This is a genomic window from Streptomyces sp. BE303 (assembly GCF_036290945.1).
In the GTDB taxonomy this organism is placed as follows: Bacteria; Actinomycetota; Actinomycetes; order Streptomycetales; family Streptomycetaceae; genus Kitasatospora.
On sequence record NZ_JAQYWZ010000804.1, the window covers coordinates 12,988 to 31,993 of the forward strand.

The window sequence follows — 19,006 nt, forward strand, 5'->3', positions numbered from 1 at the left end:
TCACATCCGGAAGACGCCATAGCCGGACGCGCCCTCGACCGGCGCGTTGTGGACCGCGGAGAGGCAGAGCCCGAGCACCGTCCGGGTGTCGCGCGGGTCGATCACCCCGTCGTCGTAGAGCCGCCCGGAGAGGAACACCGGCAGCGACTCCGCCTCGATCTGCTGCTCCACCATGGCCCGGATCGCCGCGTCCGCGTCCTCGTCGTAGGGCCGGCCCTTCGCGGCGGCGGACTGCCGCGCGACGATCGACAGCACCCCGGCCAGTTGCTGCGGCCCCATCACCGCCGACTTGGCGCTCGGCCACGCGAACAGGAACCGCGGGTCGTACGCCCGCCCGCACATGCCGTAGTGACCGGCCCCGTAGGAGGCGCCCAGCAGCACGGACAGGTGCGGGACGCGGGAGTTGGCGACCGCGTTGATCATCATCGCGCCGTGCTTGATGATGCCGCCCTGCTCGTACGCGCGGCCGACCATGTACCCGGTGGTGTTGTGCAGGAAGAGCAGCGGGACCGCCCGCTGGTTGGCCAGCTGGATGAACTGCGCCGCCTTCTGGGACTCCTGGCTGAACAGGACGCCCTGCGCGTTGGCCAGGATGCCGACCGGGTATCCGTGCAGGCGGGCCCAGCCGGTGGCCAGGCTGGTGCCGTAGAGCGGCTTGAACTCGTCGAAGTCGGAGCCGTCGACGATCCGGGCGATCACCTCGCGCGGGTCGAACGGCACCTTGAGGTCACCCGGGACGATGCCGAGCAGTTCCTCCTCGGCGTACTTCGGCGGCTCGGCCGACGGGTCGGGGTCGGGGCCCGGCTTGCGGTGGTCGAAGCGGGCCACGATCCGGCGGGCGAGGCGCAGCGCGTCCTGCTCGTCCGCCGCGAAGTGATCGGCCAGCCCGGAGGTGCGGGCGTGCATCTCGGCGCCGCCGAGCGACTCGTCGTCCGTCTCCTCCCCGGTGGCCATCTTCACCAGCGGCGGGCCGCCCAGGAACACCTTGGCCCGCTCCGCGACCATCACGGTGTGGTCGGACATCCCGGGCACGTAGGCGCCGCCGGCCGTCGAGTTGCCGAACACCACCGCCACGGTGGGGATCCCGGCGGCGGAGAGCCGGGTGAGGTCGCGGAAGAGGGCGCCGCCGGGGATGAAGATCTCCTTCTGGCTGGGCAGGTCGGCGCCGCCGGACTCGACCAGATTGACCAGGGGGAGGCGGTTGGTGAGGGCGATCTCGTTGGCGCGCAGGGCCTTGCGCAGCGTCCACGGGTTGGAGGCTCCGCCGCGCACGGTCGGGTCGTTGGCGGTGATCACGCACTCGACGCCCTCGACCACGCCGATCCCCGTGACCAGTGCGGCGCCCACCGGGTAGTCGCTGCCCCAGGCGGCGAGCGGGGAGAGCTCCAGGAACGGCGAGTCCTGGTCGATCAGCAGCTCGATCCGCTCCCGCGGCAGCAACTTGCCGCGCTCGCGGTGGCGTTCGACGTACCTGGGACCGCCGCCGGCCAGCGCCGCGGCATGCTCGGCGTCGAGTTCGGCCAGCTTGGCGAGCATCGCGGCACGGTGCCCGGTGAAGTCGGCGCCGCCCGGGTCGAGGCGGGTGGGCAGGACGGTCACAGCAGTGCCTCCGGGATGTCGAGGTGGCGCGAGCGCAGCCACTCCCCCAGCGCCTTCGCCTGCGGGTCGAAGCGGTGCTGGGCCGCCACCCCCTCGCCGAGCAGACCGGTGATGGTGAAGTTGAGCGCGCGGAGATTCGGCAGGACGTGCCGGACGATCTCCGACTCCGACGTCTCGGGGAGGAGCTCCCGCAGCCGGTCGACGGTGAGGGCGTGCGCGAGCCAGCGCCAGCCGGGCTCGTCGCGGGCCCAGACGCCGAGGTTGGCGTCACCGCCCTTGTCGCCGCTCCTGGCGCCCGCCACCAGGCCGAGCGGTGCCCGGCGGGTGGGACCGCCGTCGGGGAGCGGCTCGGGGAGCCCGTACCCGGCTTCCCCGCCCGGGAGTTGCGCCGCGGGCGGCGGCGGTTCGGGACGCGGCGGTGCGGCGGGCGGCGGTGCGGCGGGCGGGACGGCCACCCGGCGGCCGTCCGGCAGGACCGCCGTGTGCTCGACCGCCGCCGCGTCCACGGGCACGGCCGTGAACACCCCGTACGGCGCCCCGGGCCCGGGCGGAGCGACCAGGTGGAAGCCCGGGTAGCCGGCGAGCCCGAGTTCCACCGCCGCCCGGCCGAGGTCGCGGCCGACCCTGGCGGGATCCGGATCCCGCGCGGTGAGCCGGAGCAGCGCGGAGGAGGCCTCCTCGGTCTCGGCGTCCGGGTGGTCGGTGCGGGCCAGCGTCCAGCGCAGCTCGGCAGGCCGGGATCCGGGCGCCAGCGCCTCCTCGAACTGCCGCCGCACCAGGTCCGCCTTGGCCTCGATGTCCAGCCCGGTGAGGACGAAGACCACCTCGTTGCGGTGCCCGCCCAGCCGGTTGAGCCCGGCCTTGAGCGTGGTGGGCGGGGCCTCGCCGCGCACCCCGTCGATCCGGACCCGGTCCGGGCCCTCCCGGGTGAGCCGGACGGTGTCCAGACGCGCCGTCACGTCCGGGCCCAGGTAGCGCGGTCCACCCGTCTCGTAGAGGAGCTGGGCGGTGACGGTGCCGACGGTGACCGCGCCGCCCGTCCCGGGGTGCTTGGTCACCACGCTGGACCCGTCGGCGTGCAGCTCCGCGACCGGGAAGCCGGGCCGGGTGACGTCGTGCTCCCGGAAGAACGCGTAGTTGCCGCCGGTGGCCTGCGCGCCGCACTCCAGGACGTGCCCGGCGACGACGGCGCCCGCGAGGGCGTCCAGGTCGTCCCCGGTCCAGCCGAAGCGGGCGACGGCCGGCCCGACGACCAACGAGGCGTCGGTCACCCGGCCGGTGACCACCACGTCGGCGCCGGCCGTCAGGCACTCCGCGACGCCGAACGCTCCGAGGTAGGCGTTGGCCGCCAACAGCCCCTCCGGGAGTCCGAGTTCGGCCCGGCGGGGCAGCAGGTCGTCCCCCTCGACGTACGCGACAGCCGGCTCCAGCCCCTGTCGCTTCGCCAACTCCACGACGGCGTCCGCCAGTCGGGCCGGGTTGAGCCCGCCGGCGTTGGTCACGATCCGGACCCCGCGCTCCAGGGCCAGGCCGAGGCACTCCTCCATCTGCCGGAGGAAGGTCTTCGCGTACCCGAGGGAGGGATCCCTCAGCCGGTCGCGGGCGAGGATCAGCATGGTCAGCTCGGCCAGGTAGTCCCCGGTGAGCACGTCCAACGGCCCGCCCGTGAGCATCTCCCGCACCGCCGAGAACCGGTCCCCGTAGAACCCCGACGCATTGCCGATCCGCAGCACCGGCCCCGGCCGATCCGCCTCCCCCGCACCCGACTTCGACCCCGATGTCACGCGAGCGCCTCCCCGACCGGTGGCCCGATGTTCGCCGTCGGTGAGCAGAGTGGCACCGTGCGCGAGAAAAAGCAATCACACCTGCTTGTTTTCACGTCCAGAGCAGGACCCCGCCGACGGGAGGATCTTGTGACTGGAACCGATGGGTGGCGGTTGGAAGCGATAGGTGGCGGCCCAACTAGCTCATTACGGTGAGTAGTGGTGTGACTCAGCAGGCTAACTGTCGTGTCAGCGCGGCATCTGTCGTGCCGGGTGTGACTGAGCACGACAATTGGCCACCCGTCACGGTCAGCGGACACGTTTTCTGGCCCGCTTGGCCGGCGAGGCCTGGGGCCCATCCAGAGACTCGGCGATGACCGTACTCGCCTCGGAGGCGGACGTCCGGATTGTCGGGCATGCCTCGTAGGCTCGGCCCATGAATGATCAGACCTGGATTGGCGGGCCGATGTCTTCCTCGACTCGCTCGCCAACCCGAACACCGTTCGGAACTACGGCATCACGGTCGGGAAGACCGCCGAGCACCTAGGCGGGGCCCGCCCGTTCACCGCAGTTGCGGACGACGAGATCGGCGGCGCGCTGGAACTGCTCTGGGGCAGCTCGGCGGTGAACACCTGGAACGCCCGCCGCGGCGCGGTGCCCTCCTGGACGAGCTGGTGCGCCGAGCGCGGCTACGACGGGCCGCAGGTGCCGGCCTGGGCGAAGCGGATGCCGCCACCGGACTCCGACACCCCGGTGCGCTCGAAGATGGCGATCGATCGGCTGATCGCCCGCCGCGACGTCCACCTGCGGGAGAAGGCGCTGTGGCGGATGCTCTACGAGACGTGCGCCCGCTCCGAGGAGATCCTGGACGTCAACATCGAGGAGCTGGACCTGGCTGGGCGCCGGGCCCCGGTGAAGGCCAAGGGCGCCCAGCCGAAGGTGCGTCGGCGCGGCGCGGAACGCGCCGACTACGTGCTGGAGATGGTGTTCTGGAACGCCGGGGCTGCCCGGCTGCTGCCCCACCTGCTGAGGGGCCGCACCCGCGGGCCGGTGTTCGTCACCCACCGCCGCCCCGGCCCCGGCAAGGTGCTCTCCGCTCGCGACGTCTGCCCCGACACTGGTCTGGCCCGCCTCTCCTACGGTCAGGCCCGCGCGCTCCTTGACCAGCACACCGCCCTGGCTGGGCCGGGCACCGGCTGGGACCTGCACGAGTACCGCCACTCCTCCCTGACCCACCTCGGCGAGCAGGGGGCCTCCGAGCTGATGCTGATGGCCAAGTCCCGGCACAAGAAGGCGGACAACGTCCGGCGGTACTTCAAGCCCTCCGCCGAGGCGATCGCGGACGTCACCAGCCTGCTGGCCCCCGGCGACGCGCGCCGCTGAGGACGGGGGCGGTCGGGACTCGCGAACGCGCCCAGGTCAGAGTATGTATAAGACGGTACGCAAGGCGGTACGCAGACGGTACGCAGCGGTACGCACATGTGAAGCCGCGCCCGGCCATCGACCGGAACCCCCGGAGACGAACGCCGGGGCTGGGTAGCTTCCTGGCAGCCGGGTGGTCCCGCTCACTGAGGAGGGCATGCACCAGACTTCCTGCGTCTGACGGTCGGTAGGAGGGTGGGCGCGCCCGGCGGCGGGCCGGGAGGCCGGTCACGGCCGGGTCGGACCGGCGACGGTGAACGCGCGGCCACACAAACGGTCAGTCGGGGCGTCGGCGCGGACGCGCCGTCCGCTTCGCCTGGCCCCGCCCGCACCCCGGGCGGCAGCGGCGCGAGGTCCTGGGACACCCTTCCGTCCCGGCTGTGATTCACGTCACTGCCAGCGGCTCGGTGCAGCATTCGGCCCCGTTCCGCCGTCATGGGGGCAGTGATCGGGACGGGACGAGGAGAGGAGGTCGGCGGGTGAGGTTTCGCAGGAGCGGTCCGGGCAACGGATTCACGGAGTTCGTCGCACATCGGTCGGGAGCGTTGTTCCGCACCGCGTATGCGCTGACCGGTGACGTGCACGTGGCCGAGGATCTGGTGCAGGAGACGCTGGAGCGGGCGTGCCGACAGTGGCGGAAGGTCGCGGTGGCGGACTCGCCGGAGGCGTACGTGCGCAAAGTGCTGGTCAACCTGGCCAACGACCGCTGGCGGCGGCTGGCGCGCCGGGGCGAGCGCCCCGGGCTGTCGGGGGTGCCCGAGATGGCCGACCCCCGGGACCGGTTCGGGCAGGTGGATCTGCGCGCGGAACTGATCGAGGCACTGCTCGGGCTGCCGATGGGCATGCGCAGCGTGGTGGTCCTGTACTACCTGCACGATCTGGACGCCCGGCAGGTCGCCGACGTCCTGGACATCTCTTCGAGTGCGGTGAGGTCCCAGCTCGCCCGCGGCCTGGCCAAGCTGCGCGATTCCGTATCGGGCGCCCAGGCGCCGCACACGCCGTCTGCCGCTTTCGGAGGTACGAAGTGAGGAACACGTCGTTCGGACCGGCCCCGTTCGAGCCGGGCCTCGAAGCCGAGCTGCGTGCCGCGGTGGCCTCCTTCGCCGACGGGCCGACGGCACCGGTCGTCGACGCGGCCGCGATCGAGCGAGCCGTCAGCCGCAGCCGCACCCGCCGGGCGCTCCTCGGCACCGCTGCGGCGTGCTGCGTGCTGGCGTGCGCCACGGTGGGGTTCTTCGCGCTGAAGCCCGTGCCGCCCGCGCCCGGCGCCTCCCCGTCCCTGTCCCCACCGGCGAACGGGGCGTGCACCCCGCTCGCCACCGGCACCCCCAAGAGCGGAAGCGCCGATGCGACTCCGACACAGGAGCAGGAGCAGACCGCAGGAGCGGGCATCGCGCTGCCGGACCTGGCTGGCATGCCGGTCGAACAGGCCAGAAGCCTGCTGCGCGGACTCGGACTGAGCTGCACGATCATGCGGCACACGGACTGGAATGCTCCCGCGGGGCAGGTGATCAGCAGTCAGCCCCGGGGCGGCGCAGCACCGGTGGCACCGGGCTCGTCCGTCCTCCTGCTGGTCTCGACGGGCAAACCCGGCGGAACCTGAGCGACCGGGCCCTTCGGCCCGCGCACCGGCCGAGTGACCCAGGGGCTGGTGCCGGGCAGTCCGTCGACCGCGGCGCACCGGCTGGACGCCCCCGGCCACTTGCAGAAGCCGTCGGCCGACGCGGGATCAACTGCATTCGGTGTGCGGCTGAGCCGCGGCACACTGGTCCGAGCAGGAGCGCGGGCCCGTCCGGGGACGGCCCGTCAACAGGAGGACAGCGGGCGCGGGGCCCGTACGGGTGAGGGAGGGGCGCGGCTTTCGCGAGCCGACGGGCGGGGCGGCAGATCGCGGGGCGGTGTTCTGCCCGTCGGACCGCTCCGGGTGTGGTGATCTTCCCCCTGTGGCCGGCGGTGTCCGCCGGCCGGTCCGTCGGTGATGACTAACGGTGAGGAGGCGGCCTGTCCGAAGGCGTGGACGTTCCGGAGCGTGACGAGGCCTACTTCAAGGCCCTTGTCGAGCGCGACAGGAAGGGCCTGGAGGGGAGCGGGGGAACCCTGAACCTGCTCACATTCAGGGTGGAGTTCGAGGACGAACGCCGGCCTGCCGTGGCGCGGCAGCTGGACAGCGCGGAAGCACTCGCCGCGACCAAGGCGGACGCGTTCGTCCTGCCCGAGGGCTGCCACTACCGGATCAGGGTCGACTTCCGTGTCGACGATGCGCCCGTGTCCGGGGTCCTGTACACCAGCAGCCACTACCGCAAAGGTCTCAGGGTCGGCCGGGACAAGCAGATGTTGGGTTCGTTCCCGAAGCAGGGAATGCCGCACTCGGTGACCTTCCCCCGTCACGGCTGGGAGGAGGCACCCAGCGGGATGCTGAACCGTGGGAGCTACACCGCCAAGGCGGAGCTCCACGACGACGAGGGCAAGGGACTCGCAGAATTCGAGTACGCCTTCGACATCAGGACGGCCTGACCCGGCGCCCCGGGAGGCAGCGCCGCACCATCCCCTGCGTTCGTCCTTCCGAACTGCACTGACAGGGGCAGGCCCTGGATCCCGGGGCCTGCCCGGCCGGCTGTCTCCGACAACCGTGGCCAGGTGCTCCTGACAGGTCACCCGTCCAGGAAGCCGCCTGCACCCGTGCCCCCGGCGCGGCGTCCGCCCGGGCCCGCCTCGCCGCGCTCCGGGCCGATCCGCTCGCGGCCGGGCTCCACGAGAAGGCCCGCCGGCGGTTCGCCCCACTCGACGGCACGCCGGCGGCCGGCACCCGCCGCGACCGCCCCCTCGGGCGCCCGGGTGCCACTGCCGCCAGGGGCGCCCCGGGGCGGGTCCGCAACGTGCGGAGGCGCCATCGCCCCCTCCTGACGCGTGCACACCTGGGAAGCCCCATCCGGACAGACGGAATACCCTGCGAAGGCGAGGTGCGCCAACTAGAGTCGCGGCCACGACAGTTCGCCGCCGGGCGCGCGGCCCGACCACCGGCCACCCGCGAGCGGGCGGTACCACCGCCCCGGTGTGCCCGGTGTCCGTACCGGCGGCGAGCAAGCACGGCCCGTCCCGTACCACCGCACCACCGGCCCGTCCGCCGCAACCGCCGCCGGACCGGGCCGACATGTCGCCGAGTAGACAGGGAACCCGTGCCATGGACTTCCGGACCGGCCGCCGTACGGCGATCGCCGTCACCGCCGCCCTCACCGCCGGAGCGCTGCTGGGGGCCGCCCCCGCGACGCCGGCCGCACCCGCCGCGGCCACCGCCCCCACCCCGACCATCCTGCAGACCGGCCTGCCCGCCCGGTCCTTCAGCGACCCCACCGGGGTCAACGACAACGGCGTCGTCGTCGGCTACGCCTACGGGTCCCAGGGCAACGACACCAGCGCCATCCGCTGGAACCCCGACCTCACCCCCACCACCCTCCCCCCGCTGTCCGGCGAGGACTTCGCGCAGGCCCTGGGGGTGAACGACGCGAACCTCGCCATCGGCATCTCCTGGCCCGCCTCCCGGGACCGCTACCGGGCGACGGCCGTCCGCTGGGCCGCCGACGGCACACCCACCGTCCTGCCGCCGCTGCCCGGCGACCAGTACAGCAAGCCCACGGCGATCGGCTCCGGCGGCGCCGTGGTCGGGGTCTCCAGCAACAGCGCCGTGGAGCACGCCGTGGCCTGGCGCCCGGACGGCACCGTCGTCGCCCTCGCCCCGCTGCCCGGGGGCACCAGGAGCGAGGCCGTCGACATCAACGGCGCCGGAGTCGCGATCGGCCGCTCCTCCACGGGGAGCGGCACGTACCGCGGCGTGATCTGGAGCTCCACCGGCACCCCGACCCCGTTCCAGACCGGTCCGACCGGCGGGGCCGGCGACGTGCCGGTCCAGATCAACGACGCCGGCACGGTGATCGGATGGGCCGACCGGCCGCAGTCGACCGGAACCGTCCGGCACGGCCTGGTCCGGTCGCCCGACGGGGCGATCCTCGACCTCGGGGCGAACACCCTGCCGGTCGCGATCAACGGCTCCGGCACCGTCGTGGGCCAGCACCAGCCGAACCCGACCTCCAGCCAGACGTCCGCCGCGAAGTGGAGCCCCACCGGCACCCTCACCCCTCTCCCCCTCGCCGCCTCGTCGGGCGCCAAGTCGACCGCCGTCGGGATCAACGACTCCGGCACCGCGATCGGCTACTCGTGGGACGGCATCCCGGCCCGGCAGTACCAGGCGGGCAAGATCTGGGCCGCCGACGGCACCCTCACGGACCTCGACCCCACCGGCACCACCAACACCACCCTGTTCATCAACAACACGGGCCTGGTCGTCGGGCTCTCGCTGTTCCGGTCGGCGGGAAGTCTCTACCCCTCCCACCTGGCCACCGTCTGGCGTCCGTAGGGTCCGAGTCGCCTGTGCCGCGCCGGGATCACCCGCAGGGTGACGCACGAGGCGGCGTGGCGCCGAACCTGCGGGTCGGCGCCACGCCGCACGGCCGGTGACCGGGCGATCAATTGACTGCCCAAGGCCGGCGTCCGCCCGTAGAGTGACCGGATGGCCGGCCGAATGGATCAGAAACCGTTGCAGGAAACCGGAAATGACGCGGTATCACCCGCCCCGACCCATGTGGTGGGCCTGTCACCCGTGTTCACCGACCCGTTGTGGCGGATCCCCGTCCGGCTGAACCCCGTCGAAGTCGCCCTGCTGCGCACCGAACCGCTGCGGCGCCTGCACTTCGTGGCACACGGCGGGGCTTCGACGATCAGCACCCTGCAGTCGTACTCCCGGCTCGAACACACCCTCGGCGTGCTCGCCCTGGTCGCGCACTTCCGACCGGAGGACGAACTCCTGCGGGTCGCGGCGCTGGTGCACGACATCGGCCACCTGCCGTTGAGCCACACCTTCGAGGGCCTCTCCGGCCTCGACCACCACGCGATCGGCCTGCAGTTGCTGCGGGCCGACCCGATCCGTCCGGTGCTGGAGGAGCACGGGATCAGCGCCCGAGCCGTCGTCGCCGCACTCGGCGCGCAGCCGCCCTCACCGCTCACCAACCGCTCCGGCCTGCTGAATCTCGACCATCTCGACTCCTACGTGCGCAGTGGGCGTGCCGCCGGGCGCCTGGACGCCGATCCGGCCGCCCTGCTGGGCCGACTCCGTCTCAAGGACGCCGCGGTGTCGGCCGACCGCGAGACCGCCGCCTCGCTGGTCGGCCTGGTCTGCGCGGAAGCACGGCTGCACACCTCGTGGGACAACGTGGGTCCGGTCTCGGTGGTCCGCCGCCTGGCCCGCCGGCTGCTCGACAGCACGGACCTCGCCCCGGCCGGGCTCGCTCGGCTGACCGATCCGCAGCTGTGGTCCGCGCTCGACGCCTGCGAGGCCACGCGGGTGGAGAGTGCCATGATCCGGTACGAGCCGCACCGGCTGAAGGTCACGGCCGGCAGCGCTCCGGGCGTTCCCGGGGACGCCTCCGGCTGGGACTTCTCGCTGCGCAAGATCTACAGCTCCGAGCCGCTGGTGGACGGGCAGCGGATCGAGGTGTCCGCGCCGGAACTGGCCGCCGAGCTGGACGCGCTGAGGTCGTTGTCCACCACGTTCCGCGTCCGGTGGGACTGAGACACCCGGCACGGGGACACCGGGCACGGCGACGTGGGGACACGACGACGCGGAGGCGCGCCGGCGGGCCAAAGGAGAGGACGCCGCCCCCGGTCCGCCCCTCGCACGAGCTACTGGCCCACCCTCCCGTCGACGCACTCGCGCAGCAGGTCGGCGTGCCCGCAGTGTCGGGCGTACTCCTCGATCCGGTGGACCATCAGCTCCCGCACCGCGATCCCGTCCTTCCCCAGGCGCTCGCCGAGGTCCGGGTGCCCGGCCAGGGCGGCATCGGTCGCGGCCTGCTCGCGCGCCAGATCGGCGTGCGCGCCGTCGACCACGGCCTGTTCGGCGACGGCTTCGTCGAAGTCCGCGTCGCGCCTGCCGTACAGCTTCGGCAGCGGCTCACCGTTGGTGATCCAGTTCTGCCAGTCCCGTTCCACCTCGGCGAGGTGCCGGACGAGACCGAGCAACGACATCGTCGACGGCGGGACCGACCGGCGCGCGAGCTGTTCGGCGTCGAGGCCCTCGCACTTCATCCGCAGGGTGGTGCGGTAGTCCGCCAGGAAGTTCAGCAGCGTCGCGAGCTCGCCGTCCGGACCGGTCTGGTCCCGGGCACGGGGGTCGTCGTCCGGATCGGCCCACATGTCGGGGTAGACGGTCGCCCGGCTCCATCGTGCGGGCCGGTCGGTCTCGGTCGGGTCGGTCGGGAGGAGGTCGCTCATGCGTTCCATGATCGTTGGAGAGCGGACGGTTCGCCAACGGGTTTCCCGGCGACGACCGGCGGTGACCGACCCGGCCGCGCGGGCCCCGGTGGTGAGCGTGCCGGCGTGACGCGTGCTCGAACGTCCTCAGCTCATCAACTCGGGCGCGAAGTAGTCCCGCAGGCGAGCGATCCTCCCGTCCCGGACGCGGAAGATCTGCACCAGCGAGACGGTCTCGTCGCCCCCTCCCCCGTCACCGGGCCCGTCGAAGACCGTGTCGATCTCGGCGATGAACACGTCGGGATCGGCGGTCACGTGCAGCACGTACCCGGACTTCTCCAGGTTCGGCAACCGGCCGCCCTCCGACTCCCGCTCGTAGTAGGCCGCCATCGTCCGACGGATCTCCTCGCGCCCCACCAGCTTCCTGGGGAAGGCGGCGCCGGCCGGCATCAGCGGCGCTTCGAGGACTCCGTCCTCGGTGAAGTTCTCGGCCAGGGCGTCGGCGTTCCGGGTCAGGGAACCCGCGTAGACGTAGCTCTGGAAGATCTGCTGCGGCGTTCGGAACACGGTGGCCTCCCCTGGACTCGGACACGGGGTACCACACCATCACAGGATTGCTTCCGGGACGACCGGTTCCGGGCCGATTCCTGCTCCGGCCCGGGGGCGGGCGCGTTCCGGCGGACCGGCCGGACACGCGTCCGCCCCGCCCACCGGGTGCGGCGGACGGGGCGAACGGGACGGGCGGACCGCGGACAGGCCTTGGTCAGGTCAGGTCAGGCGCCCGCGGTGGCCAGGTCCTTGATGTCCTCGTAGCCGAGGCCCAGCTTGTTGTAGAGGCGCACCTCGTCCTCGGTCAGCCCACCGCCCTTGGTCAGCTCCTTCACCTGGGCGTCGGTGAGCGGCGTGGCCGCCGCCGCACCGGCCGAGTCGTCCGCGCCGCCCACGGAGGCACCGCCGAGGCCGCCGCCGAGGAGGCCGCCGAAGATGTCCTCGATGTCCGCCGAGGTGATCTCGGCGGCACCGGAGGGCGCCTGGACCGCCGGGGCGTCCTTGCCGAACGCGATCCGCACCGGAAGCGTGGCGCCCGGGGTGGGCTTCTCCTCCAGCTGGGCGAGGTCGAAGGTCACGGCGGACAGCGCGCCGCCGTCCAGGTAGAGGTCCAGGGCCAGCTTGCGGTCAGGCACGTCACTCGGGACGGCCTTCGGAAGCTTGGCCCCGCTCGGAAGCTCCTTGGCCAGCGGCTCGACGGCCTTCAGCAGGTCGTCCGCCAGCTTGCGGGCGGGAGCGCTGAGGGTGATCAGGTCCTTGCCGTCCTTCTTGCCCTTGTCCTCGAAGGAGACGTCACTGGTGAAGATGTTCTTCAGCGACGTCGCGAGGCCCTCCGAGACCTTCGGGTCCAGCGTGGGCGCGGCGGAGGGCGAGGCCCCCGCCTTGCCGCCGGCCGACTTCGCGGAGTCCTGGAGCGCCGACGCGTCGAAGGTGACCCACTTCCCGGTCAGGCCGTCCTTCAGGGCCGTCGGCAGGCCCTCCGTCATCTCCTTGACCTGGGCCGGGTCCTCGCCGACCAGCGTGGCGATGCCCGCGAGGTCGGCCTGCGCGTAGGTCTTGCCGCCGACCTGGCGCAGCTCGACCAGCGACGCGCCGCCCTTGCCGGTGAGCGCGTAGGAGAAGGAGACCGACTTGTCCGACAGCGCGTCGACGGTCTTGCCGTCGGCGCCCTTGCTCGGCTTGACGTCCTTGAGCGGCTTGTCCGCGCTGAAGGAGACCGCCAGGCTCACGGCGGAGAGCGCGGCCGCGGTCTCCGCGTCGACCTTCTCGCCGGTGGCGGTGCCGAAGGCCTCGATCTGCGCGGGAGTCGCGTCGATGGAGAACTTCGCACTGAACGACTTGCTGTCGTTGAGCTTCCCGAAGGCGTCGGACACCTTCTCCGCGGCGGTGAGCTGCTGGACGGTACCGCACGCGGCGAGCCCGGCGGCGAGAACGGTGCTGCAGGCGGCGGCGACCAGGGTGGTGCGGACGGTCCTGCGTATCACGGCGTTGATGGGAAGCCTCCTGAGAGCGGCGTAGAGATCGGGGAAGCAACTGGTCCGCTGCCTGTGTACGACAGGACACAGGCAAGCACAGCACCCCTCGCGCGGGCACCTGCATTTCCCGGCTGCCTCCCCGGAGCGAGCACAAACTACCGCACCCGACCGACAACCCCCACGCCCCGTCGCAGGTGAACGGGGCGCCGGACGCCGGGCGCCGGGGGTCAGCGGTAGTACGGCTCGACGACGGACCGGGCCTCGTCGAGCAGCGCGGGGCCCTCCTGCGGGACGGGCGGCTGATCGCTGCCCGGCCTGATGTCCAGGAGCTGTTCGCCGGACAGGGCGAACACCACCCGCCGCAGGCCCGCCCGCCGGACGACCGCCGCGCACATCGGGCAGGGCTCGCAGCTGGTGTACAGGGTGGTTCCTGCCGCCGTGGCCGGGTCCAGCTCCCGCGCGGCCCACCGCGCCAGCTTCAACTCCGGGTGTGCGGTGATGTCCTGATCGGTGAGGGTCGTGTTGCGGTCCTCCGCCAGGACCGTCCCGTCCGGGCCCGCGAGCAGCGAGCCGAACGGCGGGTTGCCGCCGTCGCGTGCCTCGGCCGCGAGTGCGACGGCCCGTCGGAGGAGGGCGAGGTCGTGGGGTGCGGTCATGACTGCTCCGTCAGGTTGCGTCGGCTGCTGCTTCGACTGTTTCGGCTGTCCTGGCTGTCTCGGCGGTGAGGACGGTGGAGGTGTGCGGCCACCGCGGCGAGCGCCTCCCGGCCCGTCTCCGGGTGGCAGGTCGTGCGCGGGTCCCCGTCGTAGGGGTCGAGGACGACGGTCTCCGCGCCCAGCAGCCGCAGCCGGTCCAGGTCGTCCGTGATCTGCTCGATCGTGCCCTCACCGGCCTTCCGGTCCGGGCCGACGATCGGTGCCCCGGTGAGCCGGAGGGCGATCCGTGGCGCGAAGGCCGGTACGGGGAGCCCCAGTTCGTCGGCGACGGCCTTCAGCCTCACCGCCGCCTCGCACAGCCACGGCATGGTGGGCCGCAGCGGGTGCCAGGCGTCACCGAAGCGCACGGCACGCCGCAACCCGGCGTCGCTGTTCCCGCCGACCCAGACCGGGATCCGCCCGGCACCGTAGTCGGCGGTGTCGGCCCAGGCCGCCCGAACGGCCCGGAGGTGGTCGTCGGTCAGCCGGCCGCGCTGTTCGAACGGGATCCCGAGGGCGGCGAACTCCTGCCGTGCCCAGCCCACCCCCACACCGAGGACCAGCCGGCCACCGCTCAGCCGGTCCAGGTTGGCCGCCATCCGCGCGGTGAGCAGCGGGTGCCGGTACGGGGCGACCAGGACGGTCGTGCCGAGCCGGATCCGGGTGGTGACGCCGGCGAGCCAGGACAGGGTGGTGAAGGGCTCGTAGAACGGGGCCGGATACCGCTCGGCGACGTCGGGCGTGATGACGAGGTGGTCCGAGACCATCAGCAGGTCGAACCCCAGGTCCTCGACGGTGCGGGCCCAGCTCCGCAGGGCTCCCGGGTCGGTGCCGGGGCCGAAGTTGTGGATGTTGACTCCGATCTTCACAGCTCGAAGCCTAGTCAGGCAGGACGTGCCCCCAGAAGGGATTCCCGCCGGTCCAGGGGCCGTTCCGCCGTGGATTCACCGGTGATCGTGACCTGTCGCCGGGAATCCCGCGCAGCGCCCTCCCGGGGCCGGCGCGGCGGGTGCGGCCGGGCCGTCGGTCGGACGGTTCGGTCTGGGCACGGCCGCGGTCGGACGGCCCGGCTACCTCACGCTCGGACGCGACCTCGACCTGCCCGCCGAGCGCACCGTCGAGGCGCTCCGGACCCGGACCCACACCCTGCTCGACGCCGCCTACGCGGCGGGCGTGCGGTACTTCGACACCGCCCGCTCGTACGGCCGCGCCGAGGAGTTCCTCGGCGAGTGGCTGGCCTCCCGGCCGGGGAACGTGGCCGACGTGACGATCGGCAGCAAGTGGGGCTACACCTACACCGCCGACTGGCGGACCTCCGGGGTCCCCGTCCACGAGGTCAAGGAGCACTCGACGGCCGTGTTCGACCGTCAGGTCGAGGAGACCCGGACTCTGCTGGGCAGGCGCCCGGACGTGTACCTGGTGCACTCCGTCACGCCCGACAGCCCCGCCCTCACCGACCCCGCCCTGCACACGCGGCTGGCCGGGCTGGCCGCCGAGGGCGTCCGGGTGGGTCTGTCCACCAGCGGCCCGGCGCAGGCCGCGACCGTCCGGGCCGCGCTGGAGGTCGAGGCCGACGGCCGGCCGCTGTTCGCCGCCGTCCAGTCGACCTGGAACGTGCTGGAGCCGTCCGCCGGGCCCGCGCTCGCCGAGGCCCACGCGGCGGGCCTCCTGGTGGTGGTCAAGGAGGGCATGGCCAACGGCCGCCTCGCCGACCGCAACGCCACCGGCCCCGACACCGCCGCGCTGCGCGCCCTCGCCGCCGCCACCGGCGCGTCCTGCGACGCCGTCGCACTGGCCGCCGCGGCCGCCCGGCCCTGGGCGGACGTCGTGCTCTCGGGGGCGGCCACCACCGGGCAGCTGGCCTCCAACCTCATCGCCGCCGGGCTCGGCCTCACATCGGCGCAGCTCGCCGGGCTGGCCCCGATGGCCGAACCGGCCGAGGCGTACTGGCGCACCCGCGCCGCGCTGCCCTGGGCGTGAGCCCCTCCACGGGCCCGCCGAAGGCGACTCGGCGACTGGGCGACTCGGCGACGAGAGAGCGCGACACCGGGAGCGGCGGGAGGCGGGGCCCGCAGCTCCGGGCCGTGGCTCCGGGCCGTGGCACCCCGCCCGGCCGCCTCTGCTACGGTCGACGGGCCGGCCGCGGGACTCCGGTGCGACTTCCGAAACGCGCCTGTACAGCATTGATTCGCAGTTCGCACCCCCATTCCCCGGCCGGCACCCCGGGTCCGGGGTCACGGACGGCAGCACACAGGGGCGGGGAGCGGAACGGTGGAGACGTACGGCGACCTGATCGCCGCCGAGGACGTGCTGCTCTTCGTCAACGCCGCCATCACCGGCACCGGCCAGCGCGAGTTCCACAGCGGCGCGGACGAGCAGCGCCTCTCGCTCGACTTCCTGCACACGTACATGCTCGTCAACTACCGCGGACCGTACGCCGCCGCGCTCGCCCTGGACATCAACGACCACAACGCGGCGCTGATCGTCCGGCACCTGCTGGAGAGCGCCCGCGACGCGACCGTCGAGCAGCGGCACACCGAGGGCCGGCTGATCGCACGCCGGCTGGCGCTGCTGCCCCCGCAGCGGGTCTACCGGCTGATCGCCGACCTGCGCCGGGCCAAGGTCAACAACCGCCGCACCCGCGCCATCGTGCGCGACTGGCTCGCCGCCCGCCCGGACCAGGCGTTCGACGCCGTGAAGTACCGCGCCGGCCTCAAGCTGGCGCTGCGCCACACCCACCTGCGGACCGTGGCGGAGGAGACCGGCGACTTCCTGTACGCCCCGCGCCGCCGCGCCCGGTTCGAGGCCCCGCTGCTCGACGCCTGGCGGCGTGCCCACCACCAGCAGTCGGCCCTCTACGAGCTTCCCTACACGGTGGCCGAGGGCTTCGCCCACCGGCACGGCATCCCCCGTGCCGCCTTCCTGGAACGCATCGCCCCGCGGATGACCGCCCTGGAGCGGCTGCGCCTCCAGGAGTCCGCCCGCGACCACGGCGCCGACGCCGTCCGCACGGACCTGTCCCGGATGCCGCTCACCCGGCTCGCCTCGTACGTGCTCGGGCTGCCGCCCGCCGACCGGACGGCCCGGCGGGCGGAGCTGACCGGTGCCCTGCGCGGCGCGGCCCTCCGGGCCGCACGCACCGCCGGTGCGCGGGAGGGCAGTTGGGGGCGGGTCACGGCCGTCCTCGACGACAGCTTCTCCTCGTACGGCTCGGGCACCAAGCGTCGGCGGCCGCTCGCCGCCGCCCTGGCGAGCCACTTCCTGCTGGAGGTGCTCGCCGACGAGTACACCGCGCTGTGGACCTCCGGCCTCACGGACGCGCTGCTCGCCCGCCCCTCGGGCCCGACCCCGCTCGGCCGGCGGATCCTCGACGCCCTCGACACCGCACCGCAGCGGCTGCTGATCGTCTCGGACGGCTGGGACAACGCGCCGCCCGGCCTGGCCGCCGAGGTACTGCGGGTCTGGCGTACCCGGCTGGACCCGCAGCGGCGGACCAGCATCGTGCACCTCAACCCGGTCTACGACGCCGAGGACTTCGACGTCCGGCGCCTCGCCCCGACCGTGCCCACCGCCGGGCTGCGCGACGCCGAGGACCTGCCGGCGCTGGTCGAGTTCGCCCGGTTCGCGGAGGGCCGTACCGACCTCACCGAGCTGACGGACCACCTGGCCGTCCGCACCGAGCGGTTCCTCGCGGCGGGAGCAGGCCGATGACCACCGTTCCGCCGGCGTTCCGGATCGACCTGGCCGGCCTCGACACCCGGCCCGCCCAGGTGTGGGGCGGCGTGCGGCTGGTGCCGCTGGTCCGGGACGAGCCGGTCGAGGGTCTCCGGCTCCGCCAGGAGCTCTACGAGGACGAGTTCGCCACCGTCGCGGTGGGCCGCCGCGACACGTACAGCTCGTCGTACGTCCCGCACGGCTTCGTCGCGGACTGGAGCGGGGACGGCACCCCGGCGGCGGCGTACGGGACCCGGCTCGACACGTCCTCGCCCGGGACCCCGCCGGAGCTGGTCAAGGTGCACGCACCGCGCCGGATGACCAAGCGGGCCGACCGGACCCGCCTGCGCTTCCTGCCCCTCCACCTCGCCCTCGAAGGCTACCTCTCCCTGCACTTCGGCGGCCCGTCGATCTCCTGGGAGCAGTGGTCCGAACACGCCCTGCGGCGCGGGCTGTCCCCGCGCGCCGAGGAGGCGTACGGCGGCGCCCAGGTCCGCGGACTCGCCGACGCCCTGCGGCAGTTCGAGATCCACCCCGGCCAGTGCGGCGTCGTGCTCTACGTCGCCGACGCGCTCGCCGCCGCGTTCGCCGTCCCGCACCCCGACGACTACCGGGCGCTGCACCGGAGCCTGCTCCTCGACCTCTACGGCGAGCTGATCCACCACTACGGCGTCCTGAGCGCGCCGGTCCCCGACTTCCGGGCCGACCTGCGGGCGGCCGGTCCGGTCGACTCCCCGGCCGCGCTCCGGGCCGCCGTCGAGCAGCAGGAGCGCGCCTGGGCGGAGTTCCACGACACGGCCATGGCGGCCGGGCTGCTGGACGCCGACTACCGGCGCCGGACGGTGTACCGGCTCGACCGTTTCACCCTCTCCCGTTTCCTGCCGGACTTCCGGCCCAAGCGGGAGAACCACATCGGTGAGGCGATCACCGACGAGGACGGCCGGATCGCCTACCTCAAGTCCTTCCGCCTCTCCGAGAGCCAGGTCCGCCGGGGCCACCTCCTCGACCGGCTCGCCGCCCACTACTGGCACCTCCCGGCCACCGCCGAGGCCCTGGGCCTCACCGAGGCCCAGCTCGGGCTCCGTCTGGAGTCGGCCGGCTTCGGCGCGCTCCTGCGCCAGGACGTCCTCGACCACTACCGCCGTCACGCCCGCACGGACGGGCGGTAGGACGGGCGGTAGGGCGGGCTCCACGGGCCATTGGGGGTCGGGTGCGGGCACGCGCCGTGACGGCGTCCGTGATCGGCGGGCCCGGTCCGGTGACCGTCCGTGGGCATCGTCGGTGGGCGCCGTCCGTGGGCATGGTGCGGTGACCGTGGGCGGAGGATGATGGGAGAAGGTTCGTAGAAGGACGGTCGGCGATGACCCGACACCTGCCCCGCTCGGCCGGCGCGAGCGGCTCCGGCCCTGCCCGGCCCCCCGCGCACCGGCCCCACCGTGCCCGGAACCGCCCCGGAGGCGGGCGGCGATTGCCGTTAGGGACCGGT

The 19,006-nt window shown here is 73.4% G+C and carries 16 protein-coding genes; 9 read left to right on the forward strand and 7 right to left on the reverse strand.

Annotation, left to right across the window (positions count from 1 at the left end; all coding sequences use genetic code 11):
• Positions 1–1,599 carry an acyl-CoA carboxylase subunit beta gene (locus tag PUR56_RS26590; RefSeq protein ID WP_329950758.1) on the reverse strand — a complete coding sequence of 533 codons (1,599 nt, stop codon included), beginning with the start codon at positions 1,597–1,599 and terminating at the stop codon, positions 1–3.
• On the reverse strand, positions 1,596–3,272 hold the full coding sequence (locus PUR56_RS26595) for an acyclic terpene utilization AtuA family protein (RefSeq protein WP_443034574.1): 1,677 nt from the start codon (positions 3,270–3,272) through the stop codon (positions 1,596–1,598). Before PUR56_RS26595 ends, PUR56_RS26590 begins: the two co-directional genes overlap by 4 nt.
• Before the next feature lie 540 nt (positions 3,273–3,812).
• Here PUR56_RS26595 and PUR56_RS26600 point away from each other — a divergent pair.
• The 6 genes from PUR56_RS26600 (at position 3,813) to PUR56_RS26625 (ending at position 10,407) form a co-directional block, all read left to right on the forward strand.
• Positions 3,813–4,745 carry a site-specific integrase gene (locus PUR56_RS26600; RefSeq protein ID WP_329950797.1) on the forward strand — a complete coding sequence of 311 codons (933 nt, stop codon included), beginning with the start codon at positions 3,813–3,815 and terminating at the stop codon, positions 4,743–4,745.
• 518 nt (positions 4,746–5,263) lie between these two features.
• Positions 5,264–5,812 carry a SigE family RNA polymerase sigma factor gene (locus PUR56_RS26605; protein ID WP_329950760.1) on the forward strand — a complete coding sequence of 183 codons (549 nt, stop codon included), beginning with the start codon at positions 5,264–5,266 and terminating at the stop codon, positions 5,810–5,812.
• On the forward strand, positions 5,809–6,387 hold the full coding sequence (locus tag PUR56_RS26610) for a PASTA domain-containing protein (protein ID WP_329950761.1): 579 nt from the start codon (positions 5,809–5,811) through the stop codon (positions 6,385–6,387). The genes PUR56_RS26605 and PUR56_RS26610 overlap by 4 nt, the downstream gene beginning before the upstream one ends.
• Positions 6,388–6,797: 410 nt before the next feature.
• Positions 6,798–7,298, forward strand: a complete 501-nt coding sequence (locus PUR56_RS26615; protein WP_329950762.1) for a hypothetical protein — start codon at positions 6,798–6,800, stop codon at positions 7,296–7,298.
• Between the two features lie 667 nt (positions 7,299–7,965).
• Positions 7,966–9,195: a hypothetical protein gene (locus tag PUR56_RS26620; RefSeq protein ID WP_329950763.1), complete on the forward strand. Its 1,230-nt coding sequence runs from the start codon at positions 7,966–7,968 to the stop codon at positions 9,193–9,195.
• A gap of 243 nt (positions 9,196–9,438) precedes the next feature.
• The gene (locus tag PUR56_RS26625) at positions 9,439–10,407 is read left to right on the forward strand and encodes an HD domain-containing protein (RefSeq protein WP_329950764.1); all 969 of its coding nucleotides are present in this window, start codon (positions 9,439–9,441) and stop codon (positions 10,405–10,407) included.
• 110 nt (positions 10,408–10,517) lie between these two features.
• Here PUR56_RS26625 and PUR56_RS26630 read toward each other — a convergent pair whose 3' ends face one another.
• The 5 genes from PUR56_RS26630 to PUR56_RS26650 all read right to left on the reverse strand — a co-directional run bounded on the left by PUR56_RS26630 (position 10,518) and on the right by PUR56_RS26650 (position 14,675).
• Positions 10,518–11,108 (reverse strand): DinB family protein, encoded by a 591-nt coding sequence (locus PUR56_RS26630; protein WP_329950765.1) that lies wholly within the window; start codon positions 11,106–11,108, stop codon positions 10,518–10,520.
• Between the two features lie 126 nt (positions 11,109–11,234).
• On the reverse strand, positions 11,235–11,654 hold the full coding sequence (locus PUR56_RS26635) for a nuclear transport factor 2 family protein (protein WP_329950766.1): 420 nt from the start codon (positions 11,652–11,654) through the stop codon (positions 11,235–11,237).
• A gap of 206 nt (positions 11,655–11,860) precedes the next feature.
• Positions 11,861–13,120: a hypothetical protein gene (locus tag PUR56_RS26640; RefSeq protein ID WP_329950767.1), complete on the reverse strand. Its 1,260-nt coding sequence runs from the start codon at positions 13,118–13,120 to the stop codon at positions 11,861–11,863.
• Between the two features lie 218 nt (positions 13,121–13,338).
• The gene (locus PUR56_RS26645; RefSeq protein WP_329950768.1) at positions 13,339–13,767 is read right to left on the reverse strand and encodes a nucleoside deaminase; all 429 of its coding nucleotides are present in this window, start codon (positions 13,765–13,767) and stop codon (positions 13,339–13,341) included.
• The gene (locus tag PUR56_RS26650) at positions 13,764–14,675 is read right to left on the reverse strand and encodes an LLM class flavin-dependent oxidoreductase (RefSeq protein ID WP_329950769.1); all 912 of its coding nucleotides are present in this window, start codon (positions 14,673–14,675) and stop codon (positions 13,764–13,766) included. The genes PUR56_RS26645 and PUR56_RS26650 overlap by 4 nt, the downstream gene beginning before the upstream one ends.
• Before the next feature lie 172 nt (positions 14,676–14,847).
• Here PUR56_RS26650 and PUR56_RS26655 point away from each other — a divergent pair, with 172 nt between their 5' ends.
• The 3 genes from PUR56_RS26655 to PUR56_RS26665 all read left to right on the forward strand — a co-directional run bounded on the left by PUR56_RS26655 (position 14,848) and on the right by PUR56_RS26665 (position 18,689).
• Positions 14,848–15,786, forward strand: a complete 939-nt coding sequence (locus PUR56_RS26655; RefSeq protein ID WP_329950798.1) for an aldo/keto reductase — start codon at positions 14,848–14,850, stop codon at positions 15,784–15,786.
• A 291-nt stretch (positions 15,787–16,077) separates the two neighbouring features.
• Positions 16,078–17,517 carry a hypothetical protein gene (locus PUR56_RS26660; protein ID WP_329950770.1) on the forward strand — a complete coding sequence of 480 codons (1,440 nt, stop codon included), beginning with the start codon at positions 16,078–16,080 and terminating at the stop codon, positions 17,515–17,517.
• Positions 17,514–18,689 (forward strand): ARPP-2 domain-containing protein, encoded by a 1,176-nt coding sequence (locus PUR56_RS26665; protein ID WP_329950771.1) that lies wholly within the window; start codon positions 17,514–17,516, stop codon positions 18,687–18,689. The genes PUR56_RS26660 and PUR56_RS26665 overlap by 4 nt, the downstream gene beginning before the upstream one ends.
• Positions 18,690–19,006: the final 317 nt, after the last annotated feature.